Raw genomic sequence first — 21,009 nt, forward strand, 5'->3', positions numbered from 1 at the left:
GCCAGCCCTGGAACGCGATGTCCGACACCACCACCGTCGCCGCGGAGCCGAGCGAGCAGCCCGCGGCCGCGCGACCCCGCTCGCCGATCCACCGCGCCCTCGTCTGGGCGGCCGTGATCGGGGTGGTCGCCGCGGGGTCGCTGGCGCTCGCGGCATCCGACCTGGACCCGACGCCGGAGCGCGGCGGCGCGGCGGCGCGGTACGTGCCCGGCGACGGCACCGCGTCCCTCGTCACCGCCGCCGACGGCACGCGTGCCGTGCACGAGAACGCCCGTGGCACCGGGCCCGGCATGCTGCTCGAGCTGCCCGGCGCCGCATCCGCCCACTTCTTCGGCGACTACTCCGACGAGGCGCTGCGCACCGCCCAGCTGTGGCGAGAGACCGTGACGCCGCTCGACACGGACGACCCGCAGACCTCGACGGTCTACCTGCTCGACGACGCGGGCGTCTCGGTGCTGACGGCGACGGGCGGCGCGCTGGGCTTCAGCTACAGCCCCGCCCTGGTGCTGCTGCCCGCGGATGCCGCCCCCGGCGTCACCTGGACGGGCGAGGGCGACGCTCTCCCGCAGGGCTTCATGCGTTACACGATCTCGGGCAGCGTCGCCGCGGCCGAGGGCGGCTGTCTCGCCGCGACGAGCGAGACCCGCTACCAGGATCCCGACACGGGCGACGAGCTGCTCGCCATCGCCGAGGTCGCCACCTGGTGCCCCGGCGCGGGCGTCGTCGACGACACCGGGACGGTGAACGGCGACGCCGTGAGCTTCCGCAGCAGCCCGCTGGCCGCGACCGGCGGACCGGTGGGCGCACCGTCGGTCGTCTCGCCGGCGACGCGCGATCTCACGGGGGCGGGCGCCTGGTCGAGCCGCCCGCTGACCCTCCAGCTCGACGACGCGGTCTACGGCGTCTCGCCGGTCACGACGCCCTTCGACGGCCTCGCGGCCGCGCGGGCCGACGGCGGGTTCATCGCCGCGGTCGGCAGCAGGGTCGTGGGGTTCTCGGTCGCGGGCGACGTCGCGACCCGGCGGTGGGCGGCGTCGCCCGGCGGCGACCTGCTGCAGCTGAGCACCGCGGGCGACGTCTCGCTGGCGTCGACCTCGCAGCGGCGGCTGGTCGCCTACGACGCGCGCGGCGCGCGGATGTGGGCGGTCTCGTTCCCCGACGTCGTGCTCGCCGCGCCGACGGTCGTCGACGGCGATCTCCTGGTGGCGAGCCTCGACGGGACCCTGCGACGCATCCGCATCGACACCGGCGAGACGGTGTGGTCGGTGGCGCTGCGCACCGATGTCGCCTCGGCCCCCGCGGTGGTGGACGACGCGGTGGTGGTCGTCGACCGCGGCGGGAACGTCATCGCGCGCGAGCTGGAGACGGGGGCCGCCCGGTGGTCGACCGAGCTGGTGTCGGGGGAGCGGGTCGCCGCGGTGGGCGGGGTGCTGGCGGTGCAGGGCACGAACTCGGACGTGTGGGTGCTCGATCCGGCCGACGGCTCCCCGCGGTGGACGGACCATCACCCGGGCATCGCGCGCGCCCTGGCGGTGCGCGACGGGGTCGTGGTGTCGCTCGGGAGCGAGGGCGCGGTCGCCTGGGACGCCCGCACGGGCGAGCGGCTCTGGGATGATCCGGCCACCGAGTCGCTGGCGGCCGGGCGCGGCGGCTTCGTGCTGATCGGCACGAGCACCTTCGCGGTGCGCGACGCCGACGGAGGCGAGGTCGTGAGGGTGCCGATCGACCCGGCGCCGATCGGCACCACCCGCATGTACCTCGACGCGCCGGACGACGTCCGCGTGCTGCAGAGCGACTCGACCGGGTTCGAGGTGAGCGGATGAGCGGGGTCGCCCCGGCGCGCACGCGTCGGCGGGCGCGCGACGTCGCGCGGCGGACGGTGGTCGAGTTCGTGGGCGAGGTGTTCGTGCGTCCCGTGCGCGAGGGGCGCATCCGGGACGTCGCGTGGCCCCTGGGCCTGCGACCGATCGTGCTGGTGTCGATCGTGGCCTACGTGACCGCGGGGGCGCTCGTGGTGTTCTCGGGGCCGCTGCGGGAGTGGATCCCGCTCGGCGCGCAGTCCGGCACCGTGCTGATGACGCTGCCGCGCGCGATCGTCTGGATCGTGCTGGCCCTCACCGCCCTCTCGACGAGCCTCGCCGCATCCGGGGCGCTGCACACCCGGCCGTGGTTCCGCTGGCTCACCACGTTCTTCGTGATCCTCGTGATCATGTTCGTGTCGGTGCCCGATCAGGGCGATGTGCCGCTCGGCCGGGTGGCGAGCGTGATCGGCGCAGTCGGCCTCATCGTCTTCGTCGCCGTGCGGGGCGATCGCGCGTTCCGCTGGTGGGAGTTCGTGGCGATCACCGCCCTCATCTGGGGTCCGCTCGCCGTCACGGCGGCGGTGCTCACCGCCGTCGCGCGCCCCCTCGGCTTCGACTTCATGCCGCTGCTGCTGAGCCTCATGCTGTCGACGCTCGGCCAGCTCGCCGTGCCCGCGGCGCTCGCGGCCGGCGCCGCGGTGGCGAGCTTCACCGTCTCGTCGGCGCTGTGGGCCGCGAAGATCGCCCGCACCGTGATCGGCTCGGGCGCGGTCCTCGTGCTGCTCGTGCTCGTGGCGCTCTGGCGCACCGTCGACGTCGTGCTCGCGGTCCCCGGACTGCTCGAGGATCCGCGGGAGCTGCGCATCCTGGCCGGTTCGCTGCTGCTGCTCGCCCTCATCGCGGGATCGTGGGCGGTGCTCGCGCGCATCCGTCCGGGCCGCGGGGAGCCCTCGGCTCAGGGCATGGCCGACCGCATCGACGGCCTGGCCCTGCTGGTGGCGGCTTTCACGACGACGAGCCTGCCGGCGACGCCCCTCATCGCCCTCGCGCAGGTCACGCTCGGCTACGGCTCGCCCCCGGAGGTGACGACCGCGCTGCTCGCCGCCGCGGATGCGCTCACGAGCACGACGGTGCTGTTCGCCGTGCGCGGGGCCGGAGCGATCGTGCTGCTCGCGCTCGCGGTCGTGCAGGCGCGACGCGGCCGGCGCACGCTGCCGGAGCTCATGGCGGCGGTCGGCGTCGCCGGGGTGCTGCTCGCGACGACGGGGCTCGTGGGCTTCCCCCTGCTGTGGAGCGCCGACGGGCTCGCGATCGTCGGGGCGGTGCTCGCGCTCGGCGTGCTCGTCGTGGCGCTGGTGCGCCGCCGGCTGGACGCCGCCCGGGCGACCTCGGTTCTCGTGGCGCTGCTCATGTCGGCGCTGTTCGCGTATCGCGACTTCATCGCCGACCCGATCGCGTTCGTGCTCGGATTCGCGGGGGGTGCGATCGTGCTGTTCGGCTTCGTCTGGTCGTTCCTCACCGAGAGCGGGGTCGCCAACGAGGACTCCCGCGGGTACCCGCGCCCCGCACGGGTGCAGTTGATCCTGGCGAACGCCGTGTTCGGCATCACGGTGCTCGCCTTCCTCGCGCTCGCCCGCGATCCGGATGTGGCGGTGTCGCTCGGCGATCTGGCGACGTTCGGCGCGCAGGCGTTCGGCGACCCCCTCGTCGCGTCCGGGCTGCTGCTCGCGCTGTGGGCCGCCGTGCGCGGACGCGAGGTCGACGCCCATCCCGAGGACGACGAGGAGTGGATCGGCACCGAGCTCGCCGAGGCGGAGGTTCCGCGCTCAGCGCCCGACGGTGCTCTCGCGGGCGATGAGCGCGTGCGGGGCGACGAGCTCGACCGCATCGGTGTCGGGGTCCTCGATCCGCGCGACGACGCGGGCGACCGCGTTGCGGGCGATGAAGGGGGTGTCGAGCGACACCGTGCTGAGTGAGGGGCGCGAGTAGCGACCCTCCTCGATGTCGTCGACGCCGATGATCGCCACGTCCTCCGGCACGCGCAGGCCGGCGTCGAAGACGGCGCGCAGCGCGCCCATGGCGAGCAGGTCCGAGTAGCAGAAGATCGCGTCCGGGCGGGGGTCCCGCTCGAGCAGCGAGCGCGCGGCCTGGTATCCGTCGGCGCGACGGTAGTGGGCGGCCGCCTCGATCCGCAGGGGGGTCAGGCCGGCATCCGCGAGGGCTCCCTCGAATCCGGCGGTGCGCTGCTGCGGGGTCGAGTACTGCTCGTCGGGTTGGGCGCCGATGGCCGCGATCCGCGTGCGGCCGAGCCGGATCAGGTGGGTCGTGGCGTCGTGCGCGGCCTGCACGTTGTCGATCGCGACGTGGTCGAAGCGGCCGTCGAATTCGTGCTCGCCCAGCAGCACGAGCGGCATCGAGGTGCGGGCGTTCATCTCGAGCAGCTCCGTGCGGGTCACCAGGGGGGAGAACAGGATGCCGTCGAACAGCATCGTGCGGTCGCCTCCGGTCAGCAGCTCCCGCTCGCGATCGTGGTCGTGACCGGTCTGGTCGATCATCACCCGGTAGCCGACCTCGGCTGCGGCGTTGATGACGTCGCGGGCGAGTTCGCTGAAGTAGGGCACGTCGATCTCGGGCACGACGAGGGCGAGCATCCCCGTGCGGCCCGTGCGGAGCGTGCGCGCCACCGGGTTCGGGCGGTAGTCGAGTTCGTCGATGGCGTCGAGCACGCGCCGCCGCATGCGCTCGCTGACGTGCGCGTATCCGCTCACGACGTTGGAGACGGTGCGCATGGAGACCTGCGCGCGCTCCGCGACGTCTCGCAGGGTAGCGGCCATGGCACCTCCTCGTTTCGACGATCGTAGCGTTTGCAACGTGTGCAAACATCCTGTAGCGTTTTGCACACGTTGGCAAACGTCCGCACAAAGGAGTGTCCCATGCACCAGCGCACCACCCGAGTCCTCGCGCTCGGCGGGCTCGCCGCGCTCACCCTGAGCCTGACCGCCTGCGGCCCGGCGATCGGCGACGGCGGAGAGGCCGCCGACTCGTCGAAACTGCAGGCCCCCACCGAGGCCTCGCCGTCCGGTGAGATCACCATCTGGGATCGCGAAGGCGACCTGTTCTCGGTGTTCGACGAGGCGATCGCCGCGTTCAACGAGAAGTACCCCGACATCGTCGTGCACCACGAGGCGGTCGACATCGCGGCCAAGCTCCAGAACACGCTCATCACGGGGAGCGACGTCCCGGACGGCGTCTTCCTCGACGACCAGCTCGTCGCCGGCTACGCCGACCACCTGTGGGACCTGAGCGACGTGCTGGCCCCCTACGCCGACGACATCGCCCAGCAGAAGCTCGACGTGAACTCCCAGGGCGCCGGGATCTACGGCGTCCCGTTCGACCTCGACCCCGGGCTGCTGTTCTACAACGCGACGGCGCTCGAGGCGGCCGGAGTCGACGCCTCCTCGATCGAGACCTACGACGACCTGCTCGACGCGGCGCGCGCCTACAAGGCGGCGGTGCCCGACTCCGGTCCGATCCACCTCGAGCAGAGCCCCTTCCTCGGTCAGCTCCAGCTGGAGATGTACGCGAGTCAGCTCGGCACCGCGATGACCGACGCCGACGGACAGCTCCGACTCGACTCGCCCGAGTACGAGCAGATCCTGACCTTCCTCGACACCGTCAGCTCGGAGGGTCTCGGCACCCGCGCCGAGTACCTCTCGCCGACCGACGTCGAGACGCTCGACTCGGGCAAGCAGGTCTTCGTGCCCTGGGCGATCTGGTTCGACTTCGCGCCGCAGCAGCTGCTCGAGAACACCGCGGGCGACTGGCGTGCGATGCCGCTGCCCGCCTGGACCGACGGCGGCGCCCGGTCGGGCGCGATGGGCGGCTCGTCGTTCATCCTGCCGAAGGACGGCGAGAACTCCCAGCTCGCGTGGCTGTTCTACGAGTTCCTGATGTTCGACGAGGCCGGCTACTCGACGGTGTGGGGCGCCAACTCGGTCTACCCCGAGGGTCTCAACACGTCCATCCCGAGCTACCTGCCCGCAGCCGACCCCGCGAAGCCGCTGTTCCAGCCGGTCGACGCGTTCGGCGGTCAGGACCTGTGGGCCGTGGCGACCGAGGCGGGTGCCGAGATCCCGGGTGGCGTGCCGACGCCGAGCTGGTGGGGGGGCGCCGTCGACTACCTGGGCAACAACATCCAGCTGATGCTCGACGGCTCGCTCACCCCGCAGGAGGTCATCGACGACTCGACGGCCGACATCCAGGCGAACCTGATCGACCGGCAGTAGCCGGCGACGTCATCCGCTGAGAATCATCGAGATCGGGAGTCCCGTGACCACGACATCGCTTCCCCGCGCGACGCACCCGCGTCGTCGCGGCGCGGGGCTCCCGATCACCCGGCGGCTCGCACCCTACGTCTTCGTCGCCCCCTTCGTCGTCCTCTTCCTCGCCTTCGGCATCTACCCGATGCTGTTCACGCTGCGGCTGAGCTTCACGAACTGGCACGGGGCGGGGTCGGCGCGGTGGGTCGGCTGGGACAACTACACCTACCTGCTCACGAACCCCGCGTTCTGGAACTCGCTCGCCAACTCCGCCGTGCTCTGGCTGCTCATCATCCCCGTGCAGCTCGTCATCGCCCTGGCGGCGGCGATCCTGCTCGACAACGCCAAGCTGCGGATGCGGGGCTTCTACCGCACCGCGTTCATCGTCCCGTTCGTCACCCCGCTCGTCGCGGTCGCCCAGATCTGGGTGGTGCTGTTCGACCAGAACTACGGCGCGGTCAACGCGGTGCTCGGAGCGCTCGGGCTGCCCGACATCGCCTGGCTCACCTCGAGCGCCTGGGCGAAGCCGACCCTCGCGCTGCTGTTCATCTGGAAGACGACGGGCTTCATCATCGTGATCCTGCTCTCCGGTCTGCAGGCGATCGACTCGAGCGTCTACGAGGCCGCCGCCCTCGACGGTGCCGGCCGGATGCGCAAGGTGTGGAGCATCACCGTCCCGCTCATCCGCCGCACCCTGATGTTCGCGGTCGTGCTGCAGACGCTCGCCGTGTTCCAGATGTTCGCGGAGCCCTTCGTCGTGACGCAGGGCGGCCCCTACTCGTCGACCACGACCGCGGGCCTGTACCTCTACAACCACATCACGCGCGGTGATCTCGGCACCGGTGCCGCGAACTCGTTCCTGCTCGTGATCCTCGTGATGGCCCTGTCGCTCGGCATGGTGCGGCTGCTGCGGGCGAAGGACTGATCATGACCCTCTCCACCCAGGCCGGTGAGCGCCGGCGCCGGCACCTCGGTTCGCACGCCTTCCTCGTCGTGCTCGCCGTCGCCTTCCTCGCGCCGGTCGTCTGGGCCGTGCTCTCGGCCTTCAAGCCCGCGAACGACATCATCCGCCACCCGCTCGAGTTCGACCCGAGCACCTTCGGCCTGCAGAACTTCGTCGGCATGTTCCAGGACGTGCCGATCGCGCACGGGTTCCTCAACACGGCCATCGTGCTGCTCGTGAAGGGGTCCATCACCCTGTTCTGCGCGCCGCTGGCGGCCTACGCGTTCGCGAAGTACGACTTCCGCGGGAAGAGCCTGCTGTTCGGCACGGTGCTGATCACGCTCATGCTGCCGACGATCGTGCTCATCATCCCGCTGCTCCTGGAGATGAAGGAGCTCGGCTGGGTGAACACCTATCAGGCGCTCATCCTCCCCGGGGCCGTCGACGCCTTCGCGATCTTCTGGATGCGGCAGGTGATCGCCGCGGTGCCGGACGAGCTGCTCGACGCGGCCCGCGTCGACGGCTGCGGCGAGTTCGGTCTCTACTGGCGCATCGTCGTGCCGATCATCCGCCCCGGACTCGCCGGCCTCGCGGTGCTGACCGTCATGAACATCTACAACGACTTCGTGTGGCCGGTCGTGGTCGCGAGCTCGGAGCGGATGGCCACGCTGCAGGTCGTGCTGTCGACCCTCGCGTCCACGATCTCGGGCAACAAGATCGGCGCCGACTACGCGACCGTCACCGGCGAGCTGCTCGCCGCGAGCACCGTGGCGCTCGTGCCGCTGCTCGTCATCTTCTTCCTCCTTCAGAAGCACTTCATCAACGGCATCCTCGCCGGAAGCGTGAAGGGCTGAGCAATGGAAAGGCCACGCATGACCGTCCCCAAGTCCGAGTACCCGCGCCCCGACCGCGATCGTTCCGATCGGTGGCTCAGCCTCAACGGCGAGTGGGACTTCGAGACGGATGACGGGGCGACCCGCATCACCGTGCCGTTCGCCTGGGAGACGCCCGCGTCGGGCGTGCAGCGCACCTGGCTGGAGCGCGGCGTCTACCGGCGGGAGATCCCGGCGACCGACTGGCCGCGCACCTACCTGTGCTTCGGCGGCGTGCACCATCGCGCGCGCGTGAGCATCGACGGGGAGCCCGTCGGCGAGCACGTGGGCGGCAGCGTGCCGTTCGAGTTCGAGATCACGGGACGTTCCGGCGAGCTCGTCGTCGAGGTCGAGGCGCCCGCCGACAAGCGCGAGATCGTGCACGGCAAGCAGCGCTCGATCCCGCGGGACGACTACGACGGCGTCTCGTTCACGCCCACCTCGGGCATCTGGCAGTCGGTGTGGCTCGAGGGGCGCGGACGGGAGGAGATCCGCTCCGTCGTCGTGCGCGGCGACTCGCTCACCGGCTTCGACGTCACCGGCACCGCGGATGCCGGGGAGATCCGCATCGACGGCGTGCCGTTCGAGGTGGTCGAGGGCGCCTTCGCCGCCCGGATCGACGTCGTCGAGCCCCGGCTCTGGTCGCCCTCCGACCCGCATCTCTACGAGCTCGAGGTGGCGACGGCCGACGACCGCGTGGTCGTCACCGCGGGTCTGCGCCGCATCGAGGCGCGAGGGGAGCGCCTGTACCTCAACGGCGAACGGCTCTATCTGCGCGGAGTGCTCGATCAGGGGTACTGGCCCGAGAGCGGCCTGACCGCCCCGAGCGAGGAGGCGCTCGTGCGCGACCTCGAGCTGGCGCGGGAGCTCGGCTTCACGATGGTCCGCAAGCACATCAAGCTCGAGGAGCCCCGCTGGCTGCACCACGCCGACCGGATGGGGATGCTCGTGTGGGCGGAGCCGCCGGCACCGAGTCGCTGGACCCCGGCGTCCGCCGAGGCGTTCCTCGCCCAGCTCCCCGCGATGGTGGAGCGCGACGGCAACCATCCCTCGATCGTCATCTGGGGTCTCTACAACGAGGAGTGGGGGCTCGACTGGGACATCACGGGGAGCCCCGAGCGTGCGGCGGCGGCCGTCGACGCCTACGAGGCGATGCGCGCCCTCGACGACACCCGCCCGATCGTGGAGAACTCGGGCTGGAACCACGTGCGCAGCGATCTCGTCGACTGGCACTACTACGACGAGGATCCGGCGTCGTGGGCGCGCAACCTCGCCGAGCTCGCCGCCGGTCGACGGGACGACTGGCCCGTGAAGCTCGGTCCCGACTTCGTGGTCGACAAGAGCCTGTACGGCTCGCCCGAGTTCCCCCGCGCCGGCGTGCCGATCGTCAACAGCGAGTACGGGGCGGGGTTCACGAGCCTCGAGCGCGCCTGGCACTCGCGCTGGCAGACCCAGGAGCTGCGACGGCACGACCGCTTCGCCGGATACGTGTACACCGAGCTGACCGACGTCGAGCACGAGATGGCCGGCGTGGTCGACGTCGACCGTCGGGCGAAGGACGCCGGAGGGCTGGACTACGCGCGGATGCACGCGGAGACGGTGCTCGTGGTCGACCTGGTGCCCGCGCACGCCGGAGCCGACATCCCCGTGCCCGACGGCCCCGTCGAGCTCGGCCTGCACGTCTCCCACCACGGCCGCGAGCCGCTGCACGGGGTCGTGCACGCCGCCTGGGGTCTCGCCGGTTCGACATCCGTCGGGAGCGGGAGCCCCGCGGCGAGCGCACAGCTCGACCCCGTGACGCCCTTCGAGTTGAGCGCGGCGGTGACGCTCCGCGTGCCGCCGCCGCCGGCTGCCGCCCGCCTGCATCTCTGGGTCGTCGACGCAGGGGGCGCCACGTGCGCATCCACCTTCGTCGACGCCGCCCCCGTCGAGACCCCGAACCGCCGGGGGGCTCGCTCGGCCTGAGCCGTGGCGCGCGCCGGTCCCGCCAACGTCCGGTGCGCGCCACTCCCCATCCTCTTGACAGTTTTATTTGTCAAGTCGTACGGTGGGCGACATGGACGACGTTCAGGTGCTGACCGACCGGGCCGCGGTCGAGTCGGCCCTCGATCCGATCCGTGCGGCGATCCTCGACGCCCTCGACGAACCGGCGTCGGCGTCCGCCGTCGCGAGCGCGGTCGGACTCACGCGCCAGAAGGCCAACTACCACCTGCGGGCACTCGAGGCCCACGGTCTGGTCGAGGAGGCCGAGACCCGGAGCTGGGGCGGCATCGTCGAACGCCTCATGCGCCGCACCGCCCGACGCCTCGTGGTGGCCCCCGAGCTGCTGCAGGGCGAGGTCGCCGACCCGGAGCAGATCGCCGATCGTCTCTCGATCGCCTATCTCATCGCCCTGGGCGCGCGGACCGTCTCGGAGGGCGGGGTCGTCGCGCGCGCCGCGGCCGACGGCGCCCGCGTGCCCACCTTGGCACTCGACGCGGTGATCGGGTTCGCCTCCGCCGAGGACCGGGCGGCGTTCTCCGCCGAACTGCAGTCCGCGATCGCCGCGTTGGTCGCCCGCTACCACCACGACGACGGCCGGCCGCATCGGCTGGCCGTCTCGTCCTATCCGCGGCCCCGGGAGGTCTGATGGAGCACGACGACGGAACCGCCGAGGCCGAGTACCGCAGCGAACGCAGCTATCGCGTGCCGGCCACGCCGGAGCAGGTGTGGGAGGCCATCGCCACCGCGCACGGCGTCTCCTCGTGGATGGTGCCGACCCGTCTCGACCCCCGGGTGGGCGGCGAGGTCTCGTTCGACCTCGGCGGGTTCACGAGCACCGGCGTCGTCACCCACTGCACGCCGCCCACGCGATTCGCCTACCGGGAGCCCTGGCCGCTCGGGGATCGCGTCGAGGACATCCCGCCGGGGATGCTCGCGTGGCTCGCGAGCATCGGCGTCCCCCTCGACCGGGTCGCCGAGACCCTGCCCCGCGTCGGACCGGTCGCGACCGAGTTCCTCGTCGAGGCCGCATCCGGGGGGAGCTGCGTCATCCGGATCGTCACGAGCTCCTACGGCACCGGCGCGGACTGGGAGCGCGAGTTCTTCGACGAGATGGTCGGCAGCACCGTGCCGATCTGGGACCGGCTCGCCGCCCACCTCTCCGCGGAGACGGCGCGATGAACCGCCGGATCACGGTGACCCCGATCCGGGTCGCCGAGCTCCTCGGCGTGGACGACGGCATGCCGGTCTACGTGCACCTGATCGAGCATCCGGATGCGCGGGTGCTGGTCGACACCGGGCTCACCCGCCTGCACCCCGCCCTGGCCGACCTCGACCCGCGGATCCTGCCGCGCGACCCGCGGATGACCGAGCGCATCGACCTCGTCGTCAACACGCACCTGCACGCCGACCACTGCGGCGGCAACCACCTCTTCGACGGCGTGCCGATCCATGTGCAGCGCCGCGAGCTCGACGACGCGCGGACGCGCTCCGAGTACACGATCCCCGAGTGGGTGGATCCGCCCGGCGCGCCGGTGCGGTACGTGCCGGTGGACGGCGAGCGCGAGCTGCTGCCCGGCGTCCGGCTGCTGCCCGCTCCCGGCCACACGGCGGGGTCGCAGATCGTCGTCATCGAGAACGGCGCGCATCCGGAGCTGATCGTCGGCGACACCGCGGTCTGGTCCGGAGAGCTCGACGAGCCGACCACGGAGGGGCAGCGCCTCGTGCGCTCGCTCGACCCCGCGCGCGTCTGGATGTCGCACGCCCACGAGGCGTGGCGCCCGTCGGCGCCCCGCGACTGACGCGCCGGCTCAGAACGCGGGCGCCTCGACCCGCTCGAGCCCGGGAGCGGAGAACGCGAGCGACTCGGCCGTCTGCAGCGAGCCCACCTCGGCGTCGATGATGGTGCGGTAGCCGAGGCGTGCGCCCTCGGCCGAGCGCTGGCGGCCGCCGGCGACCGGGCGCACCTCGCCCGCGAGGCTGATCTCGCCGATCGCGGCGAGGGTGCGGGGCAGCGGGGTGTCCTTCACGGCGGACGCGATGGCCAGGGCGATCGCGAGGTCGGCGGCCGGTTCGGCGAGGCGGATGCCGCCCACGGTCGACACGTAGACGTCGGACTGGGCGAGCTGGGTGAGACGGCAGCGCTTCTCGAGCACGGCGAGCAGCATCGCGACCCGGGCGCCGTCGACTCCGCTGACCACGCGCCGCGGGTTGGGTGCGCTCGTGCCGACGACGAGCGCCTGCACCTCGACGGGCAGTGCGCGGCGCCCCTCGAGCGCCACGGTGACGCAGGTGCCGGCGACCGGGGTCGCGGAGCGCGAGAGGAAGAGACCCGAGGGATCGGGCACCTCGGCGATGCCGTCGCCCGTCATCTCGAAGCAGCCCGCCTCGTCGGTGGGGCCGAAGCGGTTCTTGAGCGCCCGCACGAAGCGCAGCGCCGTCTGGCGGTCGCCGTCGAAGCTCAGCACGACGTCGACCAGGTGCTCGAGCACCCGCGGACCGGCGATCGAGCCGTCTTTCGTGACGTGGCCGACGAGCAGCAGCGGGATGCCGCGCTCCTTGGCCACCCGGATGAGCGTGCCCGCGACCTCGCGCACCTGCGCCGGCTGGCCGGGCGCGCCATCCGACTGGGCGGACGCGATCGTCTGCACCGAGTCGATGACGAGCAGGCCCGGACGGACCGCGTCGACGTGGCCGAGCACCGTGGCGAGGTCGGTCTCGGAGGCGAGGTACAGCTCGTCGTCGAGCGCGCCCGTGCGCTCGGCGCGCAGGCGCACCTGACCGGCCGACTCCTCACCCGACACGTACAGCACGCGCGCGCCGCGGCGGGCGACCCGCGCGGCGACCTCGAGCAGCAGCGTCGACTTGCCGACGCCCGGTTCGCCCGACACGAGCACCGCGGCCCCGGGCACGAGGCCGCCGCCGAGCACGCGGTCGAACTCGCCGATGCCCGTGGGGCGGTGGGTGGCGTCGTCGACGACGTGCGCCGTGATGGGCTTCGCGGCCCGTGCGGCCGGCACGGATGCCGGAGCGACGGACGTGGTCGGGGCGCCGCGCTCGACGATCGACCCCCACGCCTGGCACTCGGGGCATCGGCCGAACCACTTGGCACCCGTCCACCCGCACTCCGCGCAGGAGAAGCCGGGAGCTGCGGGACGGGCCATGCCGTCAGCCTAGGCGCGACCGGTGACGGTGGCCCGTCAGACGTAGAGGTTCCAGGCGAGGCCGACCGCCGTCACGGCGAGGGCCGCGAAGCCGAGCCAGCCGGCGGCGAGCACGGGGCGCTCGTCGCGCCAGCCGAGCACCGACTCCTCGTCGGGGGCGGGCGACTCGACGAGACGCTGGGCGGCGACGAGCGAGTGGGAGCGACCGATGCGGGTGCCCCGCTCGTCGGCGGTCTCGAAGCCACCGTCGACGAACTCGACGGTGCCGAGGAACTCCCCGTCGCGTGTGCCGGCCCAGAGGCCTTCGGCGACGGAGGCCCAGCGGATGCCGGATGCGACGGGAGCGGGGGCGGGGGTCGCGGGGGTGAGCGTGGTGGTCATGGTGCCGGTCCTCTCGTGGTGAACGGGCTGTGCTCCCCATCCTGCTCGCCGCCGCCGACGCGACCAAAGAACGCCGGGGGGCTTGCGGGTGAACGCGCGGGGTGCTATCCGTTCCCAGCCTCCCCATAGCAAGCGATAGCGAACCGTCCATCCGGCCTCCCTACCGTCGGCCCTGCGACCCGGCGCGCCCGCGGGGGTCAGAGAGGCAGAGCGTTGGCATCGTTCCCGACGCGCGTTCGGACGCGCACCTGGATCATCATCGGCGCGGCGACCGCGCTCGTCCTGGGCGGCGGCGCCGTCTACGTCTTCGGCTTCGCCATCCCCGGCGCGCAGCAGAGCTCGGCCGAGGCCCAGTCCTTCGACATGACGTCGCAGGCGAGCCTGCAGACGCTCGAGCAGTCGGTCACGACGAGCGGAACCCTGACGCCCCTCGTGAACGAGGACGTCAGCTGGGAGGGCTCGGGCACCGTGCTCTCGGTCGACGTCGCAGAGGGCCAGGTCGTCGCCGTGGGCGACGCGCTCGGCACCATCGACACCCTGCAGCTGAACGCGGACCTGCTCGAGGCCGAGTCGACCCTCGCCTCCGCCCAGGCCAAGTACGCGGACGCGAAGTCGTCGTCGAGCGGGTCGACGGCCGATCTCGCCGAGATCGCGGCGGCCGCCGCATCCGTCTCGGTCGCGGAGGCCGACGTCGCCTCGGCGCAGGAGGCGCTCGACGGAGCCACCCTCCTCGCCCCGGTCGCCGGCACGGTCACCGCGGTGAACGTGGCGGTGGGCGACGCCGTCGGCTCGTCCGGATCGAGCGGCATGGGCGGCTCGAGCTCCGCGTCGACGAGCACGGCCGCCTTCACGATCGTCGGCACCGACGCATGGGAGATCACCGCGACGGTCGGCGAATCGGACGTCGCACTGATCTCCGCGGGCGACGCGGTGCACCTCACCACCGACGACGGCGCCACCCTCGAGGGCAGCGTCACCACGGTCGGGCTGTTGCCCTCGACGACCTCCGGTGCGGCCGCCTACCCGGTGACGATCACGGTGGACGGCACGGCCGACGGCCTCTTCGACGGCGTCTCCGTGGATCTCGAGATCGTCTACGAGAGCCGCGAGAACGTGCTCGCCGTGCCGAGCGCCGCCGTGACGACCGCCGACGACGGCACGAGCACCGTCACCCTCGTGGCATCCGACGGGACCAAGACCACGACGACCGTCGAGGTCGGCGAGACCGTCGGCAACCTGACCGAGATCACCTCGGGCCTCAGCGAGGGCGACGAGGTGCTCGTGAGCTCCTTCACCCCCGGCGAGGGCAACCAGGGGCAGACCGGGCAGTTCCCCGGCGGCGGCGACGGCCAGTTCCCGGGCGGCGGCGACTTCAGCCCGCCGGACGGCGCCACCTTCCCCGGAGGCGGTCAGGGCGGCCCGCAGGGGACGAACGGATGAGCGCCGAGCAGAGCGCCCCGCCCGTCATCGAGCTGAGCGGCGTGCGCAAGACCTACCGCTCCGGCGCGATCGAGTTCGAAGCCCTGCGCGGCATCGACCTCGAGATCCGCGGCGGCGAGTACGTGGCCATCATGGGGCCGTCGGGCTCGGGCAAGTCGACGCTCATGAACGTGCTCGGCTGCCTCGACGTCGTCACCGCGGGAAGCTACCGGCTCGCCGGCGAGGACGTCGAGGAGCTCGACGAGGCCGAGCTCGCCCGCATCCGCAACCGGGAGATCGGGTTCGTGTTCCAGGGCTTCAACCTGCTGCCCTCGCTGTCCGCCTGGCGCAACGTCGAGCTGCCGCTCGTCTACGCCGGCGTCGGCAAGGAGGAGCGGCGCGAGCGCGCCGCACTCGCGCTCGAGAGGGTGGGCCTCGGCGACAAGCTCGACAACCGCCCCGGCGAGCTCTCGGGCGGCCAGCAGCAGCGCGTCGCGGTCGCCCGCGCCCTCGTGGGCGAGCCGACGATGATCCTGGCCGACGAGCCCACCGGCAACCTCGACTCCGTGTCGACGGCCGACGTGCTGGGGCTGTTCCAGGAGCTCAACGACGCCGGCCGCACGATCGTGCTCATCACGCACGAGCTGGAGGTCGCCCAGCACGCCTCGCGCCTCGTACGGGTCAAGGACGGCCTCATCGTCGAGCCCTCGGCGGTGGCGGCGTGAACTGGACCGAGACCCTGCACACGGCGTGGTCGGCGGTGCGCTCGCACGCGATGCGCTCCCTGCTGACCGTGCTCGGCATCCTGATCGGCATCGCCGCCGTCATCCTGACCGTGGGCCTCGGCCTCGGCACCCAGAAGGACGTCTCGGCGCAGATCGACTCGCTCGGCAGCAACCTGCTGATCGTGTCGCCCGGAAGCACGACGGACTCCTCGGGGATGCGCGGCGGCTTCGGCACCGCCACCACGCTCACCCAGGCGGATGCGGCGGCGCTCACCTCCGACGTGAACGCTCCCGACATCGCCGGGGTGGCGCCCGAGAAGACCACCTCGCTCGCGCTCGAGGCGAACGACACCAACTGGACCACCTCGGTCACCGGCACGACCGTGTCGTGGCTCGACGTGCGCGCCCGCACCCTCGAGTACGGGTCGTTCTTCACCCAGGACGACGTCGACGAGGCGGCGAAGGTCGTCGTGCTCGGCTCCGAGACCGCGACCGAGCTCTTCGGCCGCACGAACGTCGTCGGGCAGAGCGTCGAGATCGACGGGACGAGCTTCCAGATCGTGGGCGTGCTCGACTCGGCCGGATCCGACAGCTCGTCGAATCTCGACGACGTCGCGGTCGCGCCGATGTCGACGGTCGCCAACGTGCTCGTCGGCGGAACCTCCGCGGCGAGCGTGTCGACGATCTACATCCAGGCGGCATCCGCCGAGCAGCTCTCGGCCGCGTATCAGGAGGCCCAGACGATCCTGCTGAACCGGCACGGCATCACCTCGAGCGACGAGGCCGACTTCTCGATCTCGAGCCAGGAGGCGCTCGTCGAGACGGCCACCTCGATCTACCAGACCCTGACGATCCTGCTCACCGGCATCGCGGCGCTCTCGCTGCTCGTCGGCGGCATCGGCGTGATGAACATCATGCTGGTCTCGGTCACGGAGCGCACCCGCGAGATCGGCCTGCGCAAGGCGCTCGGCGCCCCGCCGTGGGCGATCCGGCGGCAGTTCCTGACCGAGGCGGCGATCCTCGGGCTCGGCGGCGGCGTGCTCGGCGCCCTGCTCGGTGCGCTCGGAACGCTCGTGCTGCCCGCCATCATCGGCAGCTCGGTGGTGCTCTCGCCGGCGGCCGTCGGCGGCGCCCTCGCGGTGTCGATCGCGATCGGCATCGTGTTCGGGGTCTACCCCGCGACGCGCGCCGCGCGCCTCGCGCCGATCGACGCCCTGCGGACGGAATGACGGAGACATGGTGAAGAAGACGAAGAAGACCGCCGGATCTCGCGGCTGGCGCGGCTGGTTCACGAGGGGCCGTGTCATCGGCGCGGGCGTGGTGACCGGTGCGCTCGTGCTCGCCGGCGGCGGGATCGCCTGGGCGAACGCCGCGGGAACCGCATCCGGGTACCGCACCGCGACCGCCGAGTCGGGCTCGGTCGACGAGACCCTGTCGCTCAGCGGATCGCTCGCCTCGGCGACCCGCCGCGATCGCGCCTTCGGCGCGTCCGGCACCGTCGACTCGGTGAACGTGAGGGTCGGCGACACCGTCGAGGCGGGGGCGGTGCTCGCGACGATCGACGACGCGGACCTCCAGGACGCCGTCGACTCGGCCGAGTCCCGGCTCGCGGATGCCGAGCAGGCCCTGGCCGACGACCTCGCCTCGCAGACCTCGACGAGCTCGAACTCGAGCTCGTCCGCGTCGTCGTCGGGGGGAGGCTCCTCGACGCCCGCAGGCGGCGGCTCGGACGGCTCCGACACGGCCGCCCTGTCGGCCGCGGTCGACAAGGTGGTGGCCGCGCAGCAGAGTCTGCTGACGCTCGCGCAGACGGCCGCCGACGCCCTCGCCGACGCGCAGGACTCGCAGACCTCGGCCGCGACCCTCTGCCAGCCCTTCCTCGACGCGACCCTCGCGGATCCGGGCGACACCGGTGACACGGAGGCCGCGGAGGGCGCCGAGGCCGCGGACGACGAGGAGGACACCGCGACGCCACTCACCCTCGACGCGGTGAAGCAGCTGCTCGCCGACTGCCAGGCGGCGATCGCCGGGGTCGGCGACGCGCAGACCGTCGTGGCGTCCGCTCAGGCGGCGGTGCAGGCGGGGATGACGGACCTCGACGACGCGATCGGCGAGCTCCGCGCGGCGATCGCCGCATCCTCGACCTCCGGCGGGTCGGCGGGCGGCTCGTCCGCGGGGTCGGCGACGTCGGCGGGGTCGGGATCCGCATCCGGGAGCAGCTCCTCCGCGGGCGGGTCGGGCGCGACGGCCTCGGCGGCCGACATCGTGGCCGACCGCGCGGCGATCGACCTCGCGCAGGCGGATCTCGACGTCGCCCGCCACGACCTCACCGCGGCGAGCCTCACCACGCCGATCGCGGGCACGGTCGCGTACGTCGGGTTCGCCGTCGGCGACGACGTCTCGGCGGGGTCGACCACGCAGGTGGCCACCATCATCGGCGACGACGGGTACACCGTGACCTCGACGGTCACCCTCGCGCAGATCTCGAAGGTGCGGGCCGGCCAGACCGGCACCGCGGTGATCACCTCGAGCGGTGCGAGCTACGCCGCGACCGTCTCGTCGGTGGGGCTCGTCAACGTCTCGGAGACCTCGACCCCGGCCTACGAGGTCGAGGTGGCGATCGACCCCGACGGCGACACGCTCCTCAACGGCGCGGCGGTGGAGGTGAGCGTCGACATCGCGGCGGCGAGCGACGTGCTGACCGTCCCGCTGTCGGCCCTCCACGTCGACGGCACCACCTACACGGTGCAGCGGCTCGTCGACGGGCAGCTCACGAGCGTGCCCGTCGAGGTGGGGGCGATCGGCTCCGAGAGCGTCGAGATCACCTCCGGTCTCAGCGCGGGCGACGAGGTCGTCATCGCGGATCTCGGGGCCGACATCACGAGCGACGACGCGACCACGACCTCCGGTCTCGGCGGCCAGGGCCGGTTCGGTTCCGGGGGCACCTTCACGAGCGGCGGGACGGGCAGCTTCCCCGGCGGCGCGGGCGGGCCGCCCTCCGTCGGGTGAGGGGCCGGCGGGCGGCGCTCACGACCCGAAGTTGCGGCGCGGCGCGCTGATCTCGTCGACGACCGCCGCCCCGCCTTCGAGGTCGAGCGCCGCCACGTAGAGGAAGAGCTCGTCGTCGTCGGGTCCGGCGCCCGCGCCCACGAGGGAGGGGTCGACGGGGGTCGGGTCGAGCTCCGCCTCGATCGCCATGCCCCAGTCCATGGTCGCGACGGCGTGCGCGCGGGCGTCGTCCATCGCGCTGCCCACCCGGATGCCGTCCGCGGTCTCCACGGTCACGCCGTGGATGCTCGGGCTGCTCGCCCGCACGAAGAGCAGGTCGTAGAGCCCGCGCTCGCCGGTGATCTGCGGAACGCCGAGCACGAACCCTCCCCAGTCGTAGAGCTCGGCCGGGTTCGATTCGAGGCTGCCCGGTTCGGTCGACAGGCTCGGCGCGGCACCGAACACCGTCGTGAGCATCGCGACCACCTGCGTCGGGTCGTCGGTGTACCGGAAGCCGTCGAGAGCCCACCCGGCGGTGTCGCCGAAGTACAGGATGTCGCTGCGCACCATGATCCGGGTCACGGTCGTGAGCGGGTCGACGGCGGGCTCGGGCGCGTCCGCCTCGTCGTCGACGGGGGCCGCGGACGGCTCCGCGCTCGCGGGAGGGCTCGTCGGCGATCCGGACGGAGCGGCGGGGCCGCATCCGACGAGCGCCAGCGCGAGCACGACGAGAAGCGGAACGGATGCGGTGGTGGTGCGCATGGTGCCCTCCCGGGGTCGGTCGTAGTGACGACGTGCGCGGGCGTCCCGCCGGTTGACGGCGGCGGGTGGCAGACTCGGCGCATGTCGTTCCAGGCGTATCTCGACAACATCGAGGACAAGACCGGGCTCACGCCGCGGCGCTTCGTCGAACTCGCCGCGGAGCGCGGCCTCGATCAGCCCGGCGTCAAGGCCGGCGCGATCGTGGAGTGGCTCGCGGCCGACTACGGGCTCGGGCGCGGCCACGCGATGGCGCTCGTGCACGTCATCCAGAAGGGGCCGCAGATCTCCGAGAAGCACGTCGGCAGCGGCACCGCCCACAGCGACCCCTCGAACACCCTCTGGCTCGACGGCAAGGCCACCAACCCGAACCGCTGAGGCGGATTATCGCGGCGCCCGACGGCACAGCACCATGACCTCGTAGTGGTCGGTCTGCGGGAACATGTCGAACACCCGGATGCGATGCGGCTGCAGTGACGGCATCTCGGCGAGGTCGCGGGCGAGCGTCTCGGCGTTGCAGCTCGAGTAGACGACCGTGTCGACGGTCGAGTTCTCGAGCGTGGCGCACAGTTCGGCGCCGAGGCCGCGGCGCGGGGGGTTCACGATGACGGCATCCGGTGCATCCGCCCCCGTGACGGCGGTGGCGTCGCCGACCGCGAAGTCGGCGTCGAGGCCCGCCTCGGCGGCCGAGTGCCGGGCGCTCTCGACCGCGGCGGCACTGGTCTCGATGCCGAGCACACGGCGACCGGGTGCCGCGACGGCGAGCGCGAAGCCTCCGACGCCGCAGTAGAGGTCCCAGACGGTGGCGGGGGCGAGTTCGTCGATCCAGGCCCGCGCCTGTCGGTAGAGGCCGGCGGCGATCTCGGTGTTGGTCTGGAAGAAGCCGCCCGGCCGCAGGTGCAGCACGATGTCGTCGAGTCGCATCGCGAGGGTCTCGTCGGCGGTGAGCGGCACCTCGACGTCGCCTTCGAGCACGGCCTTGTGCTCGGGCAGCAGGTTCGCCGACACGACGGCCAACTGCGGCAGCGCGCTGAGCAGCTCGGGCAGATGCTTGCGGATGCGGCCGAGCGACTCGGTCGAGCGCAGCACGAGGCGCAGCATGAGGCGCCCGTCGGGCGATTCGGTCAGCAGCACGTTCTTCAGCTCGCCGCGACGCGCCGGGATGTCGTACGGCACGAGCCGGGCGCGCGTGATGAACGTCGTGATCGCGGGGAACGCGGCACGCAGTCCCTCGGCCAGCACCCCGCATCCGGTGAGGTCGACGCCGTGCCGTTCGGCGTCGAGGATGCCGAGGCTGGGCGCGTCGACGGTGCCGCCGACGACCATCTTCGCCTTGTTGCGGAACGCCTCCGGGCGCGAGGCGACCGGCGGCAGCCACTCGGCATCCGCCCACGGTGCCAGCAGCGACTCGGCGTGCGCCACCTTGCCCGCGAGCTGCGCGTCGTATCCGACGCCCATGAGCGTGCACGAGCGGCACACCCCCGCGTCGAAGTAGTCGCACTGCACCCTCGTCACGTTACGCGGGTCGGCGGATGGCATCCGTCACCCCAGAAATGCAGGAGTTTTCCGACGGCTGCCGCCGGCGGGCCGGTGCTGCCGCCCCCGGGCGCGGATTCCTCCTGCATTTCTGAGGGGAGGGAGAGGGGAAGGAGAAGGA

18 protein-coding genes are annotated in these 21,009 nt (G+C 72.4%); 13 read left to right on the forward strand and 5 right to left on the reverse strand.

Annotated elements, in window-relative coordinates; genetic code table 11:
• Positions 1-17 precede the first annotated feature (17 nt).
• Positions 18-1,823 (forward strand): outer membrane protein assembly factor BamB family protein, encoded by a 1,806-nt coding sequence (locus tag NUH29_RS02945; RefSeq protein WP_258797451.1) that lies wholly within the window; start codon positions 18-20, stop codon positions 1,821-1,823.
• A gap of 1,805 nt (positions 1,824-3,628) precedes the next feature.
• On the opposite strand, the gene NUH29_RS02950 is transcribed toward NUH29_RS02945, so the two are convergent.
• Positions 3,629-4,636, reverse strand: coding sequence for a LacI family DNA-binding transcriptional regulator (locus NUH29_RS02950; RefSeq protein WP_258797452.1), 1,008 nt, complete (start codon positions 4,634-4,636; stop codon positions 3,629-3,631).
• A gap of 99 nt (positions 4,637-4,735) precedes the next feature.
• Between NUH29_RS02950 and NUH29_RS02955 the strand changes: the two genes are divergently transcribed.
• The 7 genes from NUH29_RS02955 to NUH29_RS02985 all read left to right on the forward strand — a co-directional run bounded on the left by NUH29_RS02955 (position 4,736) and on the right by NUH29_RS02985 (position 11,718).
• Positions 4,736-6,088, forward strand: a complete 1,353-nt coding sequence (locus tag NUH29_RS02955; RefSeq protein WP_258797453.1) for an ABC transporter substrate-binding protein — start codon at positions 4,736-4,738, stop codon at positions 6,086-6,088.
• Positions 6,089-6,131: 43 nt separating this feature from the next.
• Positions 6,132-7,046 carry a carbohydrate ABC transporter permease gene (locus NUH29_RS02960; protein WP_258797454.1) on the forward strand — a complete coding sequence of 305 codons (915 nt, stop codon included), beginning with the start codon at positions 6,132-6,134 and terminating at the stop codon, positions 7,044-7,046.
• 2 nt (positions 7,047-7,048) lie between these two features.
• Positions 7,049-7,918 (forward strand): carbohydrate ABC transporter permease, encoded by an 870-nt coding sequence (locus NUH29_RS02965; protein WP_258797455.1) that lies wholly within the window; start codon positions 7,049-7,051, stop codon positions 7,916-7,918.
• An 18-nt stretch (positions 7,919-7,936) separates the two neighbouring features.
• Positions 7,937-9,901 carry a glycoside hydrolase family 2 protein gene (locus NUH29_RS02970; protein ID WP_258797456.1) on the forward strand — a complete coding sequence of 655 codons (1,965 nt, stop codon included), beginning with the start codon at positions 7,937-7,939 and terminating at the stop codon, positions 9,899-9,901.
• Positions 9,902-9,992: 91 nt separating this feature from the next.
• The gene (locus NUH29_RS02975) at positions 9,993-10,565 is read left to right on the forward strand and encodes a winged helix-turn-helix domain-containing protein (protein WP_258797457.1); all 573 of its coding nucleotides are present in this window, start codon (positions 9,993-9,995) and stop codon (positions 10,563-10,565) included.
• The gene (locus NUH29_RS02980; protein WP_258797458.1) at positions 10,565-11,098 is read left to right on the forward strand and encodes an SRPBCC family protein; all 534 of its coding nucleotides are present in this window, start codon (positions 10,565-10,567) and stop codon (positions 11,096-11,098) included. The genes NUH29_RS02975 and NUH29_RS02980 overlap by 1 nt, the downstream gene beginning before the upstream one ends.
• Complete coding sequence (locus NUH29_RS02985) at positions 11,095-11,718, forward strand: MBL fold metallo-hydrolase (protein ID WP_258797459.1); 624 nt, start codon at positions 11,095-11,097, stop codon at positions 11,716-11,718. Before NUH29_RS02980 ends, NUH29_RS02985 begins: the two co-directional genes overlap by 4 nt.
• Positions 11,719-11,727: 9 nt before the next feature.
• On the opposite strand, the gene radA is transcribed toward NUH29_RS02985, so the two are convergent.
• Positions 11,728-13,080 carry a DNA repair protein RadA gene (gene radA, locus NUH29_RS02990; protein ID WP_258797460.1) on the reverse strand — a complete coding sequence of 451 codons (1,353 nt, stop codon included), beginning with the start codon at positions 13,078-13,080 and terminating at the stop codon, positions 11,728-11,730.
• A 36-nt stretch (positions 13,081-13,116) separates the two neighbouring features.
• On the reverse strand, positions 13,117-13,461 hold the full coding sequence (locus tag NUH29_RS02995; RefSeq protein WP_258797885.1) for a hypothetical protein: 345 nt from the start codon (positions 13,459-13,461) through the stop codon (positions 13,117-13,119).
• 213 nt (positions 13,462-13,674) lie between these two features.
• Here NUH29_RS02995 and NUH29_RS03000 point away from each other — a divergent pair, with 213 nt between their 5' ends.
• Genes NUH29_RS03000 through NUH29_RS03015 form a run of 4 tightly spaced genes read left to right on the forward strand, consistent with a single transcriptional unit; the run spans position 13,675 to position 18,614 of the window.
• Positions 13,675-14,901 (forward strand): efflux RND transporter periplasmic adaptor subunit, encoded by a 1,227-nt coding sequence (locus tag NUH29_RS03000; RefSeq protein WP_258797464.1) that lies wholly within the window; start codon positions 13,675-13,677, stop codon positions 14,899-14,901.
• Positions 14,898-15,605, forward strand: coding sequence for an ABC transporter ATP-binding protein (locus tag NUH29_RS03005; RefSeq protein ID WP_258797465.1), 708 nt, complete (start codon positions 14,898-14,900; stop codon positions 15,603-15,605). Before NUH29_RS03000 ends, NUH29_RS03005 begins: the two co-directional genes overlap by 4 nt.
• Positions 15,602-16,834 (forward strand): ABC transporter permease, encoded by a 1,233-nt coding sequence (locus tag NUH29_RS03010; RefSeq protein ID WP_258797466.1) that lies wholly within the window; start codon positions 15,602-15,604, stop codon positions 16,832-16,834. Before NUH29_RS03005 ends, NUH29_RS03010 begins: the two co-directional genes overlap by 4 nt.
• Positions 16,835-16,841: 7 nt before the next feature.
• The gene (locus NUH29_RS03015; protein ID WP_258797468.1) at positions 16,842-18,614 is read left to right on the forward strand and encodes a permuted SH3 domain-containing protein; all 1,773 of its coding nucleotides are present in this window, start codon (positions 16,842-16,844) and stop codon (positions 18,612-18,614) included.
• An 18-nt stretch (positions 18,615-18,632) separates the two neighbouring features.
• Here the strand turns inward: NUH29_RS03015 and NUH29_RS03020 are convergent, their stop codons facing one another.
• Positions 18,633-19,355, reverse strand: coding sequence for a hypothetical protein (locus tag NUH29_RS03020; RefSeq protein ID WP_258797469.1), 723 nt, complete (start codon positions 19,353-19,355; stop codon positions 18,633-18,635).
• Between the two features lie 81 nt (positions 19,356-19,436).
• Between NUH29_RS03020 and NUH29_RS03025 the strand changes: the two genes are divergently transcribed.
• Positions 19,437-19,730, forward strand: a complete 294-nt coding sequence (locus tag NUH29_RS03025) for a DUF4287 domain-containing protein (protein WP_258797471.1) — start codon at positions 19,437-19,439, stop codon at positions 19,728-19,730.
• A 6-nt stretch (positions 19,731-19,736) separates the two neighbouring features.
• Here the strand turns inward: NUH29_RS03025 and rlmC are convergent, their stop codons facing one another.
• The gene (gene rlmC / locus NUH29_RS03030; RefSeq protein WP_258797875.1) at positions 19,737-20,858 is read right to left on the reverse strand and encodes a 23S rRNA (uracil(747)-C(5))-methyltransferase RlmC; all 1,122 of its coding nucleotides are present in this window, start codon (positions 20,856-20,858) and stop codon (positions 19,737-19,739) included.
• Between the last annotated feature and the right edge of the window lie 151 nt (positions 20,859-21,009).

It is taken from the genome of Protaetiibacter mangrovi, assembly GCF_024752305.1.
In the GTDB taxonomy this organism is placed as follows: Bacteria; Actinomycetota; Actinomycetes; order Actinomycetales; family Microbacteriaceae; genus Homoserinibacter; species Homoserinibacter mangrovi.

Excerpts from the sequence above, each read along its gene's own strand:
- NUH29_RS02950 (WP_258797452.1), bottom strand. The coding sequence starts at position 4,636 with ATGGCCGCTACCCTGCGAGACGTCGCGGAGCGCGCGCAGGTCTCCATG.
- NUH29_RS02945 (WP_258797451.1), top strand. The coding sequence starts at position 18 with ATGTCCGACACCACCACCGTCGCCGCGGAGCCGAGCGAGCAGCCCGCG.
- NUH29_RS03025 (WP_258797471.1), top strand. The coding sequence starts at position 19,437 with ATGTCGTTCCAGGCGTATCTCGACAACATCGAGGACAAGACCGGGCTC.
- NUH29_RS02975 (WP_258797457.1), top strand. The coding sequence starts at position 9,993 with ATGGACGACGTTCAGGTGCTGACCGACCGGGCCGCGGTCGAGTCGGCC.
- NUH29_RS02955 (WP_258797453.1), top strand. The coding sequence starts at position 4,736 with ATGCACCAGCGCACCACCCGAGTCCTCGCGCTCGGCGGGCTCGCCGCG.
- NUH29_RS02965 (WP_258797455.1), top strand. The coding sequence starts at position 7,049 with ATGACCCTCTCCACCCAGGCCGGTGAGCGCCGGCGCCGGCACCTCGGT.
- NUH29_RS03005 (WP_258797465.1), top strand. The coding sequence starts at position 14,898 with ATGAGCGCCGAGCAGAGCGCCCCGCCCGTCATCGAGCTGAGCGGCGTG.
- NUH29_RS02985 (WP_258797459.1), top strand. The coding sequence starts at position 11,095 with ATGAACCGCCGGATCACGGTGACCCCGATCCGGGTCGCCGAGCTCCTC.
- NUH29_RS03015 (WP_258797468.1), top strand. The coding sequence starts at position 16,842 with ATGGTGAAGAAGACGAAGAAGACCGCCGGATCTCGCGGCTGGCGCGGC.
- NUH29_RS02970 (WP_258797456.1), top strand. The coding sequence starts at position 7,937 with ATGACCGTCCCCAAGTCCGAGTACCCGCGCCCCGACCGCGATCGTTCC.
- NUH29_RS02995 (WP_258797885.1), bottom strand. The coding sequence starts at position 13,461 with ATGACCACCACGCTCACCCCCGCGACCCCCGCCCCCGCTCCCGTCGCA.
- radA (WP_258797460.1), bottom strand. The coding sequence starts at position 13,080 with ATGGCCCGTCCCGCAGCTCCCGGCTTCTCCTGCGCGGAGTGCGGGTGG.
- NUH29_RS03020 (WP_258797469.1), bottom strand. The coding sequence starts at position 19,355 with ATGCGCACCACCACCGCATCCGTTCCGCTTCTCGTCGTGCTCGCGCTG.
- NUH29_RS02980 (WP_258797458.1), top strand. The coding sequence starts at position 10,565 with ATGGAGCACGACGACGGAACCGCCGAGGCCGAGTACCGCAGCGAACGC.